At 63.1% G+C, this 13,457-nt stretch carries 20 protein-coding genes; 8 read left to right on the forward strand and 12 right to left on the reverse strand.

Going from position 1 to position 13,457, the window contains the following annotated elements:
- Positions 1-392 precede the first annotated feature (392 nt).
- The 5 genes from EV664_RS15265 (at position 393) to EV664_RS15285 (ending at position 2,167) form a co-directional block, all read left to right on the forward strand.
- On the forward strand, positions 393-725 hold the full coding sequence (locus EV664_RS15265) for a hypothetical protein (protein WP_133496587.1): 333 nt from the start codon (positions 393-395) through the stop codon (positions 723-725).
- A gap of 157 nt (positions 726-882) precedes the next feature.
- Positions 883-1,068: a hypothetical protein gene (locus EV664_RS15270; RefSeq protein WP_133496588.1), complete on the forward strand. Its 186-nt coding sequence runs from the start codon at positions 883-885 to the stop codon at positions 1,066-1,068.
- A 162-nt stretch (positions 1,069-1,230) separates the two neighbouring features.
- A complete protein-coding gene (locus tag EV664_RS15275) occupies positions 1,231-1,443 on the forward strand; it encodes a cold-shock protein (protein ID WP_133496589.1) in 213 nt (70 codons plus the stop codon).
- Positions 1,444-1,519: 76 nt separating this feature from the next.
- Positions 1,520-1,720 carry a hypothetical protein gene (locus tag EV664_RS15280; RefSeq protein WP_133496590.1) on the forward strand — a complete coding sequence of 67 codons (201 nt, stop codon included), beginning with the start codon at positions 1,520-1,522 and terminating at the stop codon, positions 1,718-1,720.
- A 57-nt stretch (positions 1,721-1,777) separates the two neighbouring features.
- A complete protein-coding gene (locus EV664_RS15285; protein ID WP_133496591.1) occupies positions 1,778-2,167 on the forward strand; it encodes a cupin domain-containing protein in 390 nt (129 codons plus the stop codon).
- A 13-nt stretch (positions 2,168-2,180) separates the two neighbouring features.
- On the opposite strand, the gene EV664_RS15290 is transcribed toward EV664_RS15285, so the two are convergent.
- A complete protein-coding gene (locus EV664_RS15290) occupies positions 2,181-2,654 on the reverse strand; it encodes a GNAT family N-acetyltransferase (RefSeq protein WP_133496592.1) in 474 nt (157 codons plus the stop codon).
- A gap of 3 nt (positions 2,655-2,657) precedes the next feature.
- On the reverse strand, positions 2,658-3,782 hold the full coding sequence (ispG, locus tag EV664_RS15295; RefSeq protein ID WP_133496593.1) for a flavodoxin-dependent (E)-4-hydroxy-3-methylbut-2-enyl-diphosphate synthase: 1,125 nt from the start codon (positions 3,780-3,782) through the stop codon (positions 2,658-2,660).
- Positions 3,783-3,955: 173 nt separating this feature from the next.
- Between ispG and EV664_RS15300 the strand changes: the two genes are divergently transcribed.
- Positions 3,956-5,107, forward strand: coding sequence for an acyltransferase family protein (locus EV664_RS15300; protein WP_162848879.1), 1,152 nt, complete (start codon positions 3,956-3,958; stop codon positions 5,105-5,107).
- Positions 5,108-5,151: 44 nt separating this feature from the next.
- Positions 5,152-6,000, forward strand: a complete 849-nt coding sequence (locus EV664_RS15305) for a S1/P1 nuclease (RefSeq protein WP_133496595.1) — start codon at positions 5,152-5,154, stop codon at positions 5,998-6,000.
- A gap of 2 nt (positions 6,001-6,002) precedes the next feature.
- Here EV664_RS15305 and EV664_RS15310 read toward each other — a convergent pair whose 3' ends face one another.
- The 9 genes from EV664_RS15310 to EV664_RS15350 form a co-directional block, all read right to left on the reverse strand.
- Complete coding sequence (locus EV664_RS15310) at positions 6,003-6,302, reverse strand: hypothetical protein (protein ID WP_133496596.1); 300 nt, start codon at positions 6,300-6,302, stop codon at positions 6,003-6,005.
- Positions 6,299-6,511 (reverse strand): type II toxin-antitoxin system antitoxin, encoded by a 213-nt coding sequence (locus EV664_RS15315; RefSeq protein ID WP_133496597.1) that lies wholly within the window; start codon positions 6,509-6,511, stop codon positions 6,299-6,301. Before EV664_RS15315 ends, EV664_RS15310 begins: the two co-directional genes overlap by 4 nt.
- A gap of 9 nt (positions 6,512-6,520) precedes the next feature.
- The gene (locus EV664_RS15320; RefSeq protein ID WP_133496598.1) at positions 6,521-7,423 is read right to left on the reverse strand and encodes an SPFH domain-containing protein; all 903 of its coding nucleotides are present in this window, start codon (positions 7,421-7,423) and stop codon (positions 6,521-6,523) included.
- Between the two features lie 144 nt (positions 7,424-7,567).
- Positions 7,568-8,083, reverse strand: coding sequence for a peptidoglycan-associated lipoprotein Pal (gene pal / locus EV664_RS15325; protein WP_133496599.1), 516 nt, complete (start codon positions 8,081-8,083; stop codon positions 7,568-7,570).
- A gap of 77 nt (positions 8,084-8,160) precedes the next feature.
- On the reverse strand, positions 8,161-9,495 hold the full coding sequence (gene tolB, locus EV664_RS15330) for a Tol-Pal system beta propeller repeat protein TolB (RefSeq protein ID WP_133496600.1): 1,335 nt from the start codon (positions 9,493-9,495) through the stop codon (positions 8,161-8,163).
- 22 nt (positions 9,496-9,517) lie between these two features.
- Positions 9,518-10,393 (reverse strand): cell envelope biogenesis protein TolA, encoded by an 876-nt coding sequence (locus EV664_RS15335; protein WP_133496601.1) that lies wholly within the window; start codon positions 10,391-10,393, stop codon positions 9,518-9,520.
- A gap of 13 nt (positions 10,394-10,406) precedes the next feature.
- Positions 10,407-10,841, reverse strand: a complete 435-nt coding sequence (gene tolR / locus EV664_RS15340) for a protein TolR (RefSeq protein WP_133496602.1) — start codon at positions 10,839-10,841, stop codon at positions 10,407-10,409.
- 5 nt (positions 10,842-10,846) lie between these two features.
- The gene (gene tolQ / locus EV664_RS15345) at positions 10,847-11,539 is read right to left on the reverse strand and encodes a protein TolQ (RefSeq protein ID WP_133496603.1); all 693 of its coding nucleotides are present in this window, start codon (positions 11,537-11,539) and stop codon (positions 10,847-10,849) included.
- Between the two features lie 6 nt (positions 11,540-11,545).
- On the reverse strand, positions 11,546-12,004 hold the full coding sequence (locus EV664_RS15350; RefSeq protein ID WP_133496604.1) for a YbgC/FadM family acyl-CoA thioesterase: 459 nt from the start codon (positions 12,002-12,004) through the stop codon (positions 11,546-11,548).
- A 141-nt stretch (positions 12,005-12,145) separates the two neighbouring features.
- On the opposite strand from EV664_RS15350, the gene EV664_RS15355 reads away from it, so the two are divergent.
- A complete protein-coding gene (locus EV664_RS15355) occupies positions 12,146-12,343 on the forward strand; it encodes a hypothetical protein (RefSeq protein WP_133496605.1) in 198 nt (65 codons plus the stop codon).
- Between the two features lies 1 nt (position 12,344).
- On the opposite strand, the gene ruvB is transcribed toward EV664_RS15355, so the two are convergent.
- Positions 12,345-13,370 (reverse strand): Holliday junction branch migration DNA helicase RuvB, encoded by a 1,026-nt coding sequence (gene ruvB / locus EV664_RS15360; RefSeq protein ID WP_133496606.1) that lies wholly within the window; start codon positions 13,368-13,370, stop codon positions 12,345-12,347.
- Positions 13,371-13,457 lie beyond the last annotated feature (87 nt).

Consider the following 13,457-nt stretch of genomic DNA (forward strand, 5'->3'; position numbering starts at 1 on the left):
CCCCAATACGGTTGTTGCCATCACGCCCAGTGAAGGGCATCAAAACGGCCCAAGGCTCTACTCGTAAATGGTAGAAACTACGGGCTCAGACCACTGCCCGGTTCCCACGTCGCCTGATCCGCGTCGCGCTACCCGCCTGTGCGCCATTCGCTGCCGGGATGGGGGATCGAGGGGGGACGTAGTGTGAACTTCCACAACTTCCGATCCACGCTGCCCCGGCATCGGAGTGAATCCGATGCCGTCAGACGCGGCTGCGCCGCGCTGGCCGGGCGCGCCGCGCGGGCTTCCGCGCGCCTTGGATTAGCTGCGCTAATCCTGCGGTGCGCGCGCCGGAACCGCCACCCCCTCCTCCTCGTTCTTCCCGCAACCCATTGAACCGAAGGACACCAGCAATGCCGAACGCCCGTTCCACCGCGAAGCCTGCCGCTTTTTACCGCCGCACCCGCACCGCGCTGCTCGGGCTCAGCGTCTTTACGACCGGTGCCATTCTGGCGGGCGGCGTTGCGCTGTGGCGGCGCGCGCGGCGTCCGTCGGAGGGGCATGCCGCGCCCGATCTCACCGGCGACCGGCATCCCGACGGTTCGACCCGCGCGCCAGCGGACTTCCGCCCCGATCCCACCGCAAAGGTAACAAAGGCCGATCGCGAAGCGCTTCGCCCCGCAACCCGCCCCTCCCCCGGCTTCGACCATCGCAGCGAAGAACTTAACGGCACCACCACCCATTAACCCACATGAAGCGCGGGCGGTGGAGCCCCGTTCGCGCTTCGTTCGACTTTTCACGCCGTCTATGCTATAAGGGTTGCACCGTTGGCAGCTCTTATCCGTAAGCGCCGACGGCTGGAGAGACTATCGCGCTCCCGCTTACGAAGCACAGGGGCCATTTATGGACATCATTTATCTACGCGAACGACAGCGCGTTTCCCTCGAACGGGCACGCGCCGCGACCAACGCCGTTGCGGGCGCCGCACATGCCAGCCTTGCCGGGCTGTATGCAGAGTGGATTCAGCAGCATGAAGATATCGCGGCGGGCCGCAGCGTTATCCGCAAATACCCGATCCACCGCGTCTGAGATATGGCGTTTGCCAGCACCGGGCAAAGCGTGTACAAGCGTACTTGCTACAGTCGCAAATCGACGGACTTTTGTTGCTTTGCGGCTTCGATATCCTTCTTTCCCTACGCTTAGCGATGATGACGCCCGATTCTCCGGCGCGTCCCTAAGAAGGAATATCCAATGGCTTTCACCGGCACCGTAAAATTCTTCAACGCTGACAAGGGCTATGGCTTCATCCAGCCCGATCAGGGCGGCGATGACGCATTCGTCCACATCTCGGCAGTGGAAAAGGCTGGCATGGCGACCCTCGACAAGGAACAGCGCGTTTCTTACGAGCTCGAAAATGACCGCCGCGGCAAGCCCGCGGCCTGCAATCTGCAGCCCGCCGACTAAACGGCTTGAAAGGGGCGGCTCGGCAACGGGCCGCCCTTTTTGTTTGGGGGTATAACGGGAATTTGAAGGGAAGATTATGAGCACTGAATCCGAACTCTTCCGCAACCGCGCCGAACTCGATCACGAAGCCGCCGCCGCCGCGACGCTCGACAGCGTCCGCGACCGCCACCTGCGCTCCGAAGCTGCATGGAAGGCGATGGCCGAACGCTCCGAACGCGTCGCCGAAGCCCGCGTCCGCAACGAACAGGCGAAACAGGACGCGCAGGCGCTGGGCTGACGCTTGCCCGGCACATCCGCTGCGCCTACAGTCAGCGGGACCGATCGGGAGCGAGCGATGCCGCGTCTGGAAGAAAGCTTCATCCATCTCGGCCGCGGCGGCACCGCCTGCGCCGAACCGCTTTTCACCGGGATGGAATGGTATGCAGCCTATGCCGCCCGCCACGCCGATGACGGCGCTGAGGGACGGCTGGTGTCGCATTATCGCTTCACCGAAGACTGGCCGATGTGGGAAATGCACCCCCACGGTGCCGAGGTCGTGATCTGCAGCGAAGGCCGGATGACGCTATATCAGGAGCATCCGGACGGCACCCGCTCACAGGTGGCGCTGGCACCCGGCGACTATGCCATCAACCCGCCCGGCATCTGGCACACCGCCGATGTCGATGAACCGGTCGCGGCCATCTTCATCACGTCCGGGCTCGGCACCGAACACCGCCCCCGCTGACGCCGGGGCTCAGTCAGCCCGCCGCGAGCCGCTGCAACGCCGCGCCGCTCACCCGCTGCACGGTCCATTCGTCCAGCCCGACCGCGCCCATCTTTCGATAAAATGCGATTGCCGGTTCGTTCCAGTCGAGCACCGACCATTCGAACCGCGCGCAATTGCGCTCCACCGCGATTGCGGCGAGCCGCCGCAACAGCGCCTCGCCGACCCCCGCACCACGCGCCGCCGGGGTGACGTACAGATCTTCGAGATACAGCCCCTTGCGCCCCTCCCAGGTCGAGAAATTGTGGAAGAACAGCGCAAAACCAACCGCTTCCCCTTCCCGCTCCGCGATCAGTGCTTCAGCGGCTCGCTCGTCAAATAGCGCAGCCTCCAGCATCGCGACATCTGCCGTCACCGCATCCGGCTCCCGCTCGAACGCGGCCAGTTCCTTCACGAAACGCAGGATAGCCGGCACATCACCACGCGCCGCAAACCGGATGTCAGTCATCGATTACTCGGCAGCCTGCATCGCATCTGCCTCGCCCGCCTCGATCTCGGCAGCCTTGGCCTCGACCAGCTTGACGATATGCTCGATCATATCGGCATCCTGGACATGATGGTCGGTGACACCCGCCAGATAGACCATATGCTTGCCCGCACCGCCGCCGGTAATGCCGATATCGGTCTCCCGGGCTTCGCCGGGACCGTTGACCACGCAGCCGAGCACCGACAGCGACATCGGCGTGCGGATATGGCTCAGCCGCTCCTCCAGCGTCTGCACGGTGCGGATCACGTCGAACCCCTGTCGCGCGCAGCTTGGGCAGCTCACCACCCGTACCCCGCGATTGCGGATGCCGAGCGCTTTGAGAATCTCGAACCCGACGCGCACTTCCTCTTCCGGTTCGGCCGAAAGCGAAACGCGGATCGTATCGCCGATCCCGAACCACAGCAGCGAGCCGATGCCGATCGACGATTTCACCGTCCCGCCGATCAGCCCGCCCGCTTCGGTAATGCCCAGATGCAACGGGCAATCAGTCGCCTCGGCCAGCCCCTGATAGGCAGCGACGGCAAGAAACACGTCCGACGCCTTCACCGCCACCTTGAATTCATGGAAGTCATGATCTTCGAGGATGCGGATATGGTCGAGCGCGCTCTCGACAAGCGCCTCGGGACACGGCTCGCCATATTTTTCGAGCAGATCTTTTTCGAGGCTGCCCGCATTCACGCCGATGCGGATCGAACAGCCATTCGCCTTCGCCGCGTTCACCACCTCCTGAACGCGCGCCGCCGATCCGATATTGCCCGGATTGATGCGCAGGCACGCAGCGCCCGCATCCGCCGCCTCAAGCGCGCGCTTATAGTGGAAATGGATGTCCGCGACGATCGGCACGCGCGAGGCGCGCACGATCTGCTTCAGCGCGGTGGTGCTTTCGACATCGGGACAGGAAACGCGGATAATGTCCGCCCCCGCCTCTTCGCACCGGCGGATCTGGTCGATCGTCGCCTTTGCGTCAGACGTCACCGTATTGGTCATGGTCTGCACCGCGATCGGCGCGTCGCCGCCGACGGGCACATTGCCGACCATGATCTCGCGGCTCTTTCGGCGCATGATATCGCGCCAGGGACGAACGGACATGAAAGAAATTCCCGCAAATCAGCTTGCTGTCAGAATGAACCATATAGCCGTTCGAAAGCGTTGAGGAAAGGCGGTGAAGACCGGTCGCTGCCCCGAACCGAATGCGCTTCGGGTGGCGGCAGCGGCCTGGCGCTGCTAGGCGAGCCGCCCTGCGGCGCCGTTGGAGAATCGAATTGGAACGCCATTACGGGATGGACTGGCTGCGGGTCGGCGCATTCGCCCTGCTCATCCTCTACCATATCGGCATGGTGTTCGTGCCCTGGGGCTATCACGTCAAATCGCCCCTGATCGCGGACTGGGCGGTGGTGCCGATGCTGGCGGTCAACGCGTGGCGATTGAGCCTGTTGTTTCTGGTGTCCGGCTTTGCCAGCCGGGCATTGCTCGAACGGTCGGGCGGTATCGCCCCGTTCGTGCGCAATCGCAGCTTTCGCCTGCTGGTGCCGCTATTGTTCGGCATGGCTGTAATCGTTCCGCCGCAGGCCTGGGTCGAGCTGGTAACGCAGCGTGATTATTCGGACGGCTTTTTCCATTTCTGGACCGCCGATTATTTTCGCTTCGGCACGCTGGACGGCATGGTGCTCCCCAATTGGAACCATTTATGGTTCGTCGCCTATCTGTGGTTCTATACCATGGTCGTGGCGAGCATCACGGCGTTGTTGCGACCGCGCTGGATGCAGGCCGTGTTTGACCGGCTTTTCGGAACTGTAGCGATGCTGATCCTGCCGCTTGGCTGGCTGATCTGCGTCCATGTCTTCTGGTTTCCGATGGTCGGGGAAACGCACAGCTTTGTCGGCGACGATATCGCGCATTTCTCTTACTTTCCGCTGTTTCTGTTCGGCATCGGCCTTGCCCGGTCGGTACCTGCGATGCAGGCAATACGCCGCTGGGCAAAGCTTGCCGCGCTGCTGGCGGTGGCGGGATATGGCTTTATCGTCTGGTGCGAAGTGCATTGGGCGAATGGCATGGCGCGCTGGGCAGTGCGGCCCTATCTGCTCGCCCATGCGACGCAGCAATGGTGCGGGATCGTCGCGCTGATCGCGATCGCCGACCGTTTCTGGAATCGTGACCATCGCTGGCGGGCCGTGCTGACCGAGGCGGTGTTTCCCTTTTACATCATTCATCAGACGATCATCGTCGTGGTGATGTGGGTATTGCTGCGAAACGGCATAAGCGGCCTCGGTGCGTTCGCCGCACTGGTCGCGGCGACCGTGGCGGGGTGCTGGGCCTTTTACCTGATCGGGCGGAAGGTCCGCCCGCTGCGTCCGCTGGTCGGGCTGCGCTACCACCGTCCGCAGCGACCGGGCGCCACGCTGGCGGTGCGCTGAAGGACCATCTTCCGGTTGCGCCAAAGCCGGAGTAACAGGCGAGCATGAGTCGTTTGCTTGCCCTGTTCGCCGCGCTGTTCGCGTTCCTGACCCCCCTCACCGCCAATGCCTATTGGGAGTTCGGCCACGAAACCGTGGCGAAGATCGCGTACCTGAACGTCCGTCCCGATACCCGCGCGGCGATCGACGCGCTGCTGCGCCGGTCGAAGCTGCTCGACACGCCGACCTGTCCGGCGCGGACGATTGAGCAGGCGAGCGTCTGGCCCGATTGCATCAAGCAATTGGGGGAGCGGTTCAGCTATGCCTATTCCTGGCACTATCAGAATGTGAATATCTGTGAGCCGTTCGACCTGAAATCGGCGTGCAAGGACGGCAATTGCGTATCAGCGCAGATCGAACGGGATATGAAGCTGCTCAAGGACAAAAGCGTTCCGGCGCGCGAGCGGCTGCAGGCGCTTGCCTTTCTGGTCCATTTCGTCGGCGATCTGCATCAGCCGCTTCATGCCGCCGATCGCGCTGATCTGGGCGGCAACCGGCAAAAGGCGCAATATGGCGATTATGCGACCGACCGTCTGAACCTGCATAGCATCTGGGACGGGCCGCTGGCCGAGCGGGCAATCACCACCCCGCCCAGCATTGTCCGCACATATTCGCAGGCCGAAAAGGACAAGATCGCGGCGGGAAGCGTCGAGGACTGGAGCCGTCAGAATTGGGAAGTCAGCCGCGATGTCGCCTATAAGACCGCGATGGGCGGCGATCCCTGCGGCCCGCGCCCTGATGTGGCAAAGCTCGACAATGACACCATCACCAAGGAGCTGGTGCCGGTGGCGAAGCTGCAGGTCGAACGCGCCGGGCTGCGCCTCGCCAAATTGCTCGACGAAGCGCTGGGATAGGATCAGTCCGGCTTTTTCAGGCCCCAGTTCCACTGCCAGCCGCCATCGGTCTTGCGCCAGATGAGCGCCAGCCAGCCGAATGCAACCGGGATAGCCCATGCAAGCTTGGCGAATAGTCCCGGCAGCAAGGCGATCCCGCCTGCGATGAGAAGGCTGCCCAATATCGTTACCGCCCAGCCCTGCCACGTCACCGGTGTCGACCCGAGACCGAACCGCTTTTGCGCGAACCAATAGCCGGGGCGAACGGTATAGGAGGCCTGAAGCCGATCGACCAGATCGGGGCGGTGTGACTGTTTTGTCATCCCTCTTCTCCTTCTTCTTTCGGCGGGCGCCCGCGCCGGGGCCGCGCCGGTTCGGAAAGCTTTACGCCGCGCCGGGCGAGCGCTTCGCGAAGCAGACATTCGATTTCGGCATTCACGCTTCGCAAGTCGGTCGCCGCCGCCCGCTCGACCGCCGCGTGCAATGCGGGGTCGAGACGCAGCGGAAACGCCTTTTTGGAAGCCTGCGCCAATCGATACTCCTATTGGTACAGCGTACCGGTATTGACGACCGGCTGGGTATCGCGCTCCGAACACAGCACGACCATCAGGTTGGACACCATCGCCGCGCGGCGTTCATCGTCCAGCTCGACGACATTTTTTGCCGATAGCTGTTCGAGCGCTGTCTCGACCATCGTCACCGCGCCTTCGACCAGCGCCTGACGCGCGGCAATCACCGCTTCGGCCTGCTGGCGGCGCAGCATCGCCTGTGCGATCTCCTGCGCATAGGCCAGATGCGTCAGGCGGCATTCGTCGATAAAGATGCCCGCGACCGCCACCCGGTCCTGCAACTCGTCGCGCAGTTCGTCGCTGACATAGCCGGAATCATTGCGGAGCGTTTTTTCCTGATGCGTGAAATCGTCATAGGGGTAGCGCGAACCGATTACGCGCACCGCGCTTTCGATCTGAATGTTCACGAACTGTTTGTAATCATCGACGTCGAACAGCGCCTGCGCGGTGTCCGACACGCGCCAGACGACGTTTGAGGCGATTTCGATCGGATTGCCGCGAAGATCGTTGACCTTCAGCCGTTCAGAGGTGGTGTTGTAGACGCGTACCGACACCGTCTTGCGCGTCATCCATGGCCAGACCCAGCGCAGCCCGGTGGCGCGGTCGGTGCCGCGATAATCCCCGAACAACAGGATCGCCGCTGCCTGATTGGGTTGCAGCAGATAAAATCCGAACGCCACGAACAGGACACCCGCCGCACCGGCGGCGATCAGCAGCGCACCGAAGCCGTTCAGATGCATCGCCTGCATCACGCCGATCGGGATCAGAGCAAGAAAGAACAATCCGACCAGCAGCATGATGTAGCCGTTCACGGTCGATGCCGGACGCTCGGCAGATGTGCGCAGGGCATGGGGACGGGCAATCGAATCAACCATCGCAACCTCCATAAATATGATATCATATTTATATCGATTTGATGTCGGGTCAATCGGAATCGACCGGCTTTCTCTGCAACGCAAAGACGCCGCCGGAGCGCATGGCCCCGGCGGCGTCCTTTCCGCCCGTTGCGGGGGAGAATATTATTCGATGACGACGGTCACCGCACGGCGGTTCTGCGCCCACGCCGCTTCGTTCGAACCCAGCGCGATCGGGCGTTCCTTGCCATAGCTGATCGTGTTGATCCGAGAAGCATTGACCCCGCGCGCGATCAGATAATTTGCCGCCGATGTCGCACGGCGATCGCCGAGCGCGAGGTTATATTCGCGCGTGCCGCGTTCGTCGGCATGACCTTCGATCGTGATCCGCGTGTTGGGATATTTCACCAGCCACTGCGCCTGACTGTCGAGGATACGGCGCGCTTCGGGATCGATGTCATAGGCATCGAGCGCGAAGTGGATCGTATCGTCGATCACCGTCTGTTTGAAATCCTGCGCGCTGCCCGGCTGCACCATATTGCTGTTGTCGGTCGGCTGCGGCGTCGGGGTCGGCGCGGTTTCCGCCGGTGCAGGCGGCAGCACTTCGGGACGCTTTTTCGCGCAACCCGCGGTCGCAACGAGCGCGGCGGCGATTGCCAGTTTTGCAGTCATATTTGCCATGATCGCTTCTCCTTTTATCGATCTTCTTCCCGCTCCCTCTGCGGGAAAGACGCACGGTACGAGCCTCTCTAAACGTTTCAGGGCCGCAATGGGCCCCAGTTCGGGTCGGAGCCGCCAAGCGGCGTCGGAATATGACGCTCATTCACCCCGGTAAGATCCACCGACCAGATTTCTGCATTGCCCGATCCGCGACCGTTACGGAAGAAGGTGATGACGCGGCCATTGGGCGACCAGCTCGGCCCCTCATCGCCCCATCCGTCGGTCAGCAGCTTCTCATTGCCGCCCGACGGGCTCATCACGCCGATGCGGAAATTGCCCGTCATCTTCGTAAAGGCGATCAGGTCGCCGCGCGGACTCCACATCGGCGTCGCATAGCGTCCGCCGCCAAAGCTGATGCGATGCTGGTTCGAACCGTCGGCGTTCATCACGTAAAGCTGCTGACTGCCCGAACGATCGCTTTCGAACACGATCTGCGTTCCGTCGGGCGAGAAGCTGCCGCCTGTATCGATACCCGGCGTATTGGTCAGTTGCTGCGGCGCTCCGCCCGACATCGGCACGCGATAGATATCGGCATTGCCGCCGATCGACATGGTGAAGACCACCCAGCGGCCATCGGGCGAAACATGCGGCCCGAAGGCGAGATGGTTGCTCGACACCAGTTTGCGCGAGCGGCCGGTATTCAGGTCATACGCATAGATGGTCGGCCGCTGCCCTTCATAGCTCATATACACGATCGTCTGCTGATTGGGCGCGAAGCGCGGCGTCAGTACGATCGACTGGCCATTGGTCAGGAAGCGGTGATTGGCACCGTCCTGATCCATGATCGCGAGCCGTTTGATACGATGATCTTTCGGCCCGGTTTCCGACGCATAAACGATGCGGCTGTCGAAATACGGGCCTTCGCCGGTCAGCCGGGTATAGACCGTATCGGCGCATTTATGCGCGGCGCGGCGCCAGTCGGCGGGCTGAACGACAAAGCCCTGCCGGGTAAGCTCGTTGCGCGCGAACACGTCATAGAGATAGCAACCGACGGTCAGCGTGCCGTCGCCATTGGCGCGAACATACCCCTGAACCAGCGACTGCGCGCCGGTCGTACCCCAATAATCAAAGGCAGGCGCCGACACCTGATCAAAGGAAACCGGGCGCAGCAGGTCCGGCCCCAGCGGGCGGAAGAGGCCTGATTTTTTAAGGTCATTGGTGATGACCTGCGCGAGCTGCTTACCGAGTTCGACCGTATTGCCCGCCGCGGTGTTCGCCGGTGCGACGGCCGGCATGGCGGGAATGGCGATCGGCATCGGCGCGGAAATGCCGCCGACGACATCCACCTCGACCTGTGCCGCAGCCGGTCCGGCCGCCACCAGCGCCGCGAAGGGCGCAAGGGCAAGCGCTACCTTTCCGATTAGCCTGTGCATCTTTGTCCTCCGCATCGTGCCCTCATCCGGGCAGCTTGTAGTTCAGAATAATGTCTTTCCAGCCCTGACCGTTCACATCGTAAAATTCGGCCGGGAGGTCATAGGGCGCGCACGCAATGAATGCACTCATGGCGAGTTCGGCGACGCGCTGCGCATAGCGGCGATTTTCGCCGTCCACACCCGACTGGCCGCGCAACTGCGGTTTGGCGGCGAGCGAGCCGTCGCGATTCATCTGAATCCGGATTTTCGACGTGATCTCGTTCGCCCCGGGGCCGGGATTGGTGATGCGATTGGCGCACGGTTGCACCTGACGCTGGATGGCATCGGCAAGTCCGGCCACGACCACCCCGCTGATATTCTGGGCGCGCGGCGTCACTGCCTTGCCCTTGCTGTTATCGGCAATGCCCTTCAGAAAATCATCGCCGAGCCGCGATCCGCGCGGCTTTTCGGGCTTCGCATTAGCGCTTTTGCCCTGTGACTTGGTCGGCGCGCTCTTTTCGGTCTTGCGGCTCGATTCCTTGCGCGAGGCGGTCTTGCTGTCCGACGATTTGTCGGAAGCCGGCTTGGGCTTTTCCGGCGCAGGCGTTTCAGACGGTTTGCTGGCCGGTGCCTTTTCCGGAGCGGGCGATTCGGGGGTGGGATCGCTCATCGAAGCACTCGACGGCGGCGGTGCGTCGCTGGGCTTCCCGATATCGGGCGCGATCGATTCGGCGGGGGGTTCGATCGAGGACGGCGCGGCGGACTGCATCGCGACTTCATCGACCATGGACACGTCGATCGATTTCGAGTTGAGCTCCATAGGGCTCGACTGCTCGCGCAGGCCAAGCGACAACAGGCCGAACAAAGCGGCATGAAGGATCGCGGCACCGGCGAGCGCGCCTGCTTCGCCACGAGTCATGGCGTCCCCTTCTTCACCGCTGATCTTCGCCCGTGGTGACCAGCGCGACCTTGTTCATGCCGGCACGATTGAGCTCGCCCATCACGCGCATCACCTTGCCATAGCCGAGCGAACGGTCGGCGCGCAGAAAGACGCGCGGCGGTTCGCCGTCCGGCCCTTTGGCGCGCTTTGCGAGAACATCCGGCAGGATCCCCTCAGTCACCTCATCCTGATCGACATAGATGCGCCCGTCGGCATCAATCGAAATCTGGACCGGCTTCGCCTCCTGATCGAGCGGCTTTGCGCGGCTGTCGGGCAGGTTGACCTGCACCCCGGCGGTCAGCAGCGGCGCGGTCACCATGAAGATGATGAGCAGCACCAGCATGACGTCGACAAGCGGCGTCACGTTGATTTCGGCCATCGGCGTCCGCCTGCCGCGCCCCCGCGACGAAGGAAGCTGCATCGCCATGTCGGTTACTCGCCCGCGTCGAGCTGACGACTGAGCGTCGTATGGAAGCCGTCGGCGAAGCGGTTCAGCCGCGCCTCGACCGAGTTGATGCGATGGCTGAAGCGGTTGTACGCAATCACTGCGGGAATCGCGGCGAACAGGCCGATGGCGGTCGCGAACAGCGCCTCCGCAATGCCCGGCGCAACGACCGCAAGCGATGTGCTCTGTTCGCCCGCAATCGCCGTGAAGCTGCGCATAATGCCCCACACCGTGCCGAACAGGCCGACAAAGGGCGCGACCGATCCGACCGTGGCAAGGATGTTGAGCCGGTCGGCGAGCTGGTCGACTTCGGTCGCGACGGCGGCGCCCATTACCGTGCCGAGCCGCTCACGCGTCCCCTCGCGATCGATTGGGGCACGCTTGGTCGATCGGCGCCATTCGTTGACGCCCGCCGCGAACACGCGCGCCACCGACGTGTCGGCATCGCCGCGCATCCGGTAGAAGGCGTCGATATCGTCGGCGGCGCGATATTCCTTTTCGAACTGGTCGATCGATTTGCGCACCCCGCCGAGGCGGAACAGAAAGGTGAAGATGACCGTCCAGGTCCAGATGCTCGCGAAGAGCAGGCCCAGCATCACCAGCTTCACGACCCAGTCGGCCTGAAGAAACAGGGCGATGGGCGAAAGCGTCGCAGCGTCGGTGTTGAGTGCCAGGTCCATCGAGTGTCAGTTTCCCTTCCAGATCATCGGTTCGAACGCAGCGAGCCAGGACGCGGGTTGCCGCCGCGGCCGGCCCGAAGGCGCGACAAACGCCACCTGAACGCCGGCGCGCGCCAGAATGTCCTCCCCGCGCATGACCGTGTGATGAATATCAACGGCAGCCGCGCGGACTTTTGTCAGATGGCTCACCACCAGCAGCGCATCGTCGAGCCGGGCGGGGCTGAGATAGGCAAGATCGATCCCGCGCACCGCATAAGCGCCCTCCCCGCTCTCGAACGCAGTGCGCTGATCAATATCGAGCAGGCGCAGCATGTCCGAACGGGCGCGCTCCATATAGCGCAGATAGTTGGCGTGGTAGACGATTCCCGAAAGGTCCGTATCCTCGAAATAAACACGCACCGGAAAGCGATGTTCGCGCGCTGCGAACCGGCCTCCGACGGGAATGTCCTGATCACTTACTGTCATGAACGCAACGGGTTAGCCCAGCCGACCCGGCGGGGAAAGGCGATTCATCGCAGCCCCGTACCGCGTCACCGTCGTCGCACACGATATTGATCCAAAACATGGTTAATGCTTTATCTTTTCCCGGAGCGAGGAAAAGCAGCAATGTCAAAACGATCAACATATCTGGCCGCGATCCTGGCGGCGGCAGGCGCTTCGATCGTCGCATCGGCGATGGCCATGGGCCATTCGCTGTTTCCCGAAACCACCTGGGGCGACGTGCTCAGCGGTACGGTTATCGGCATTCTGACCGGCATTGCGGTCACCGCACTGCTGCATGCGCGCCACGGCCCGATTTCCTGATTCATACGTCGAACAGCCCGTCCTGAACGCCCGGCGGCGGGGCGATGCCGAGATGTTTCCACGCCGGACCGTTAAGGCAGCGCCCGCGCGCGGTGCGGGCGACCAGCCCGAGCTGGATCAGATAGGGCTCGATCACTTCCTCGATCGTGTCGCGCGGTTCGGAAAGGCCGGCCGCGATGGTCTCCACCCCCACCGGGCCGCCGCGATAGATATCGGCGATCATGTTGAGATAGCGCCGGTCCATCGCGTCCAGCCCCAGCGAATCGACCTCCAGCCGGTTGAGCGCCGCATCGGCGATCTTCGCGTCCACACTGGCGGCACCCGCAACATTGGCGAAGTCGCGAACGCGGCGCAGCAGCCGTCCGGCAATACGCGGCGTGCCGCGCGAACGCCGGGCGATTTCGCGTGCGCCGTCGCTTTCCATATGCAGGTCGAGCAGCCGCGCGGCACGGGTGACGACGAGTTCGAGTTCATCGACGGTGTAGAAATTGAGCCGCACCGGGATCCCGAAACGATCGCGCAGCGGAGTCGTGAGCAGTCCCTGCCGGGTGGTCGCGCCGACCAGCGTGAAGCGCGGCAGGTCGATCCGCACGCTGCGCGCCGACGGCCCCTCCCCGATCATGATGTCGAGCGCGCGATCCTCCATCGCCGGATAGAGCACTTCCTCGACCGCCGGGGCGAGCCGGTGAATCTCGTCGATGAAGAGGACATCGCCATCCTCCAGATTGGTGAGCAACGCGGCGAGATCGCCTGATTTGGCGATCACCGGGCCGGAGGTCGCGCGAAAGCCCACCCCCATTTCGCGCGCCATGATCTGCGCGAGCGTCGTCTTGCCGAGGCCCGGCGGGCCGAAGAACAGCACATGGTCGAGCGCATCGCCGCGCGAACGCGCCGCTTCGATGAACACGCGCAGATTCTCCCGCGCGCCCTTTTGCCCGATAAATTCATCGAGGCTTTTGGGACGCAGCGCAGCATCGACATCCTCCGGCTTGCGCTGGCTGGTCAAAACGCGATCGGCATCATTCATACGCCGTTCCGTAGCGGCCCGGTGCAAAGGCTGTCGAGCCGAAGCGAACATGAAACGTTAACAAATAGTGCCTTATGCAGGGGCCGA

Origin of the sequence: Stakelama pacifica (assembly GCF_004361835.1) — a bacterium.
Lineage (GTDB): Bacteria > Pseudomonadota > Alphaproteobacteria > Sphingomonadales > Sphingomonadaceae > Sphingomonas > Sphingomonas pacifica.

What these genes read in the sequence shown, in the direction of transcription:
- EV664_RS15265 (WP_133496587.1), top strand. Translation starts at nt 393, where the DNA reads ATGCCGAACGCCCGTTCCACCGCGAAGCCTGCCGCTTTTTACCGCCGC.
- EV664_RS15270 (WP_133496588.1), top strand. Translation starts at nt 883, where the DNA reads ATGGACATCATTTATCTACGCGAACGACAGCGCGTTTCCCTCGAACGG.
- EV664_RS15275 (WP_133496589.1), top strand. Translation starts at nt 1,231, where the DNA reads ATGGCTTTCACCGGCACCGTAAAATTCTTCAACGCTGACAAGGGCTAT.
- EV664_RS15280 (WP_133496590.1), top strand. Translation starts at nt 1,520, where the DNA reads ATGAGCACTGAATCCGAACTCTTCCGCAACCGCGCCGAACTCGATCAC.
- EV664_RS15285 (WP_133496591.1), top strand. Translation starts at nt 1,778, where the DNA reads ATGCCGCGTCTGGAAGAAAGCTTCATCCATCTCGGCCGCGGCGGCACC.
- EV664_RS15290 (WP_133496592.1), bottom strand. Translation starts at nt 2,654, where the DNA reads ATGACTGACATCCGGTTTGCGGCGCGTGGTGATGTGCCGGCTATCCTG.
- ispG (WP_133496593.1), bottom strand. Translation starts at nt 3,782, where the DNA reads ATGTCCGTTCGTCCCTGGCGCGATATCATGCGCCGAAAGAGCCGCGAG.
- EV664_RS15305 (WP_133496595.1), top strand. Translation starts at nt 5,152, where the DNA reads ATGAGTCGTTTGCTTGCCCTGTTCGCCGCGCTGTTCGCGTTCCTGACC.
- EV664_RS15310 (WP_133496596.1), bottom strand. Translation starts at nt 6,302, where the DNA reads ATGACAAAACAGTCACACCGCCCCGATCTGGTCGATCGGCTTCAGGCC.
- EV664_RS15320 (WP_133496598.1), bottom strand. Translation starts at nt 7,423, where the DNA reads ATGGTTGATTCGATTGCCCGTCCCCATGCCCTGCGCACATCTGCCGAG.
- pal (WP_133496599.1), bottom strand. Translation starts at nt 8,083, where the DNA reads ATGGCAAATATGACTGCAAAACTGGCAATCGCCGCCGCGCTCGTTGCG.
- tolB (WP_133496600.1), bottom strand. Translation starts at nt 9,495, where the DNA reads ATGCACAGGCTAATCGGAAAGGTAGCGCTTGCCCTTGCGCCCTTCGCG.
- EV664_RS15335 (WP_133496601.1), bottom strand. Translation starts at nt 10,393, where the DNA reads ATGACTCGTGGCGAAGCAGGCGCGCTCGCCGGTGCCGCGATCCTTCAT.
- tolR (WP_133496602.1), bottom strand. Translation starts at nt 10,841, where the DNA reads ATGGCGATGCAGCTTCCTTCGTCGCGGGGGCGCGGCAGGCGGACGCCG.
- tolQ (WP_133496603.1), bottom strand. Translation starts at nt 11,539, where the DNA reads ATGGACCTGGCACTCAACACCGACGCTGCGACGCTTTCGCCCATCGCC.
- EV664_RS15350 (WP_133496604.1), bottom strand. Translation starts at nt 12,004, where the DNA reads ATGACAGTAAGTGATCAGGACATTCCCGTCGGAGGCCGGTTCGCAGCG.
- EV664_RS15355 (WP_133496605.1), top strand. Translation starts at nt 12,146, where the DNA reads ATGTCAAAACGATCAACATATCTGGCCGCGATCCTGGCGGCGGCAGGC.
- ruvB (WP_133496606.1), bottom strand. Translation starts at nt 13,370, where the DNA reads ATGAATGATGCCGATCGCGTTTTGACCAGCCAGCGCAAGCCGGAGGAT.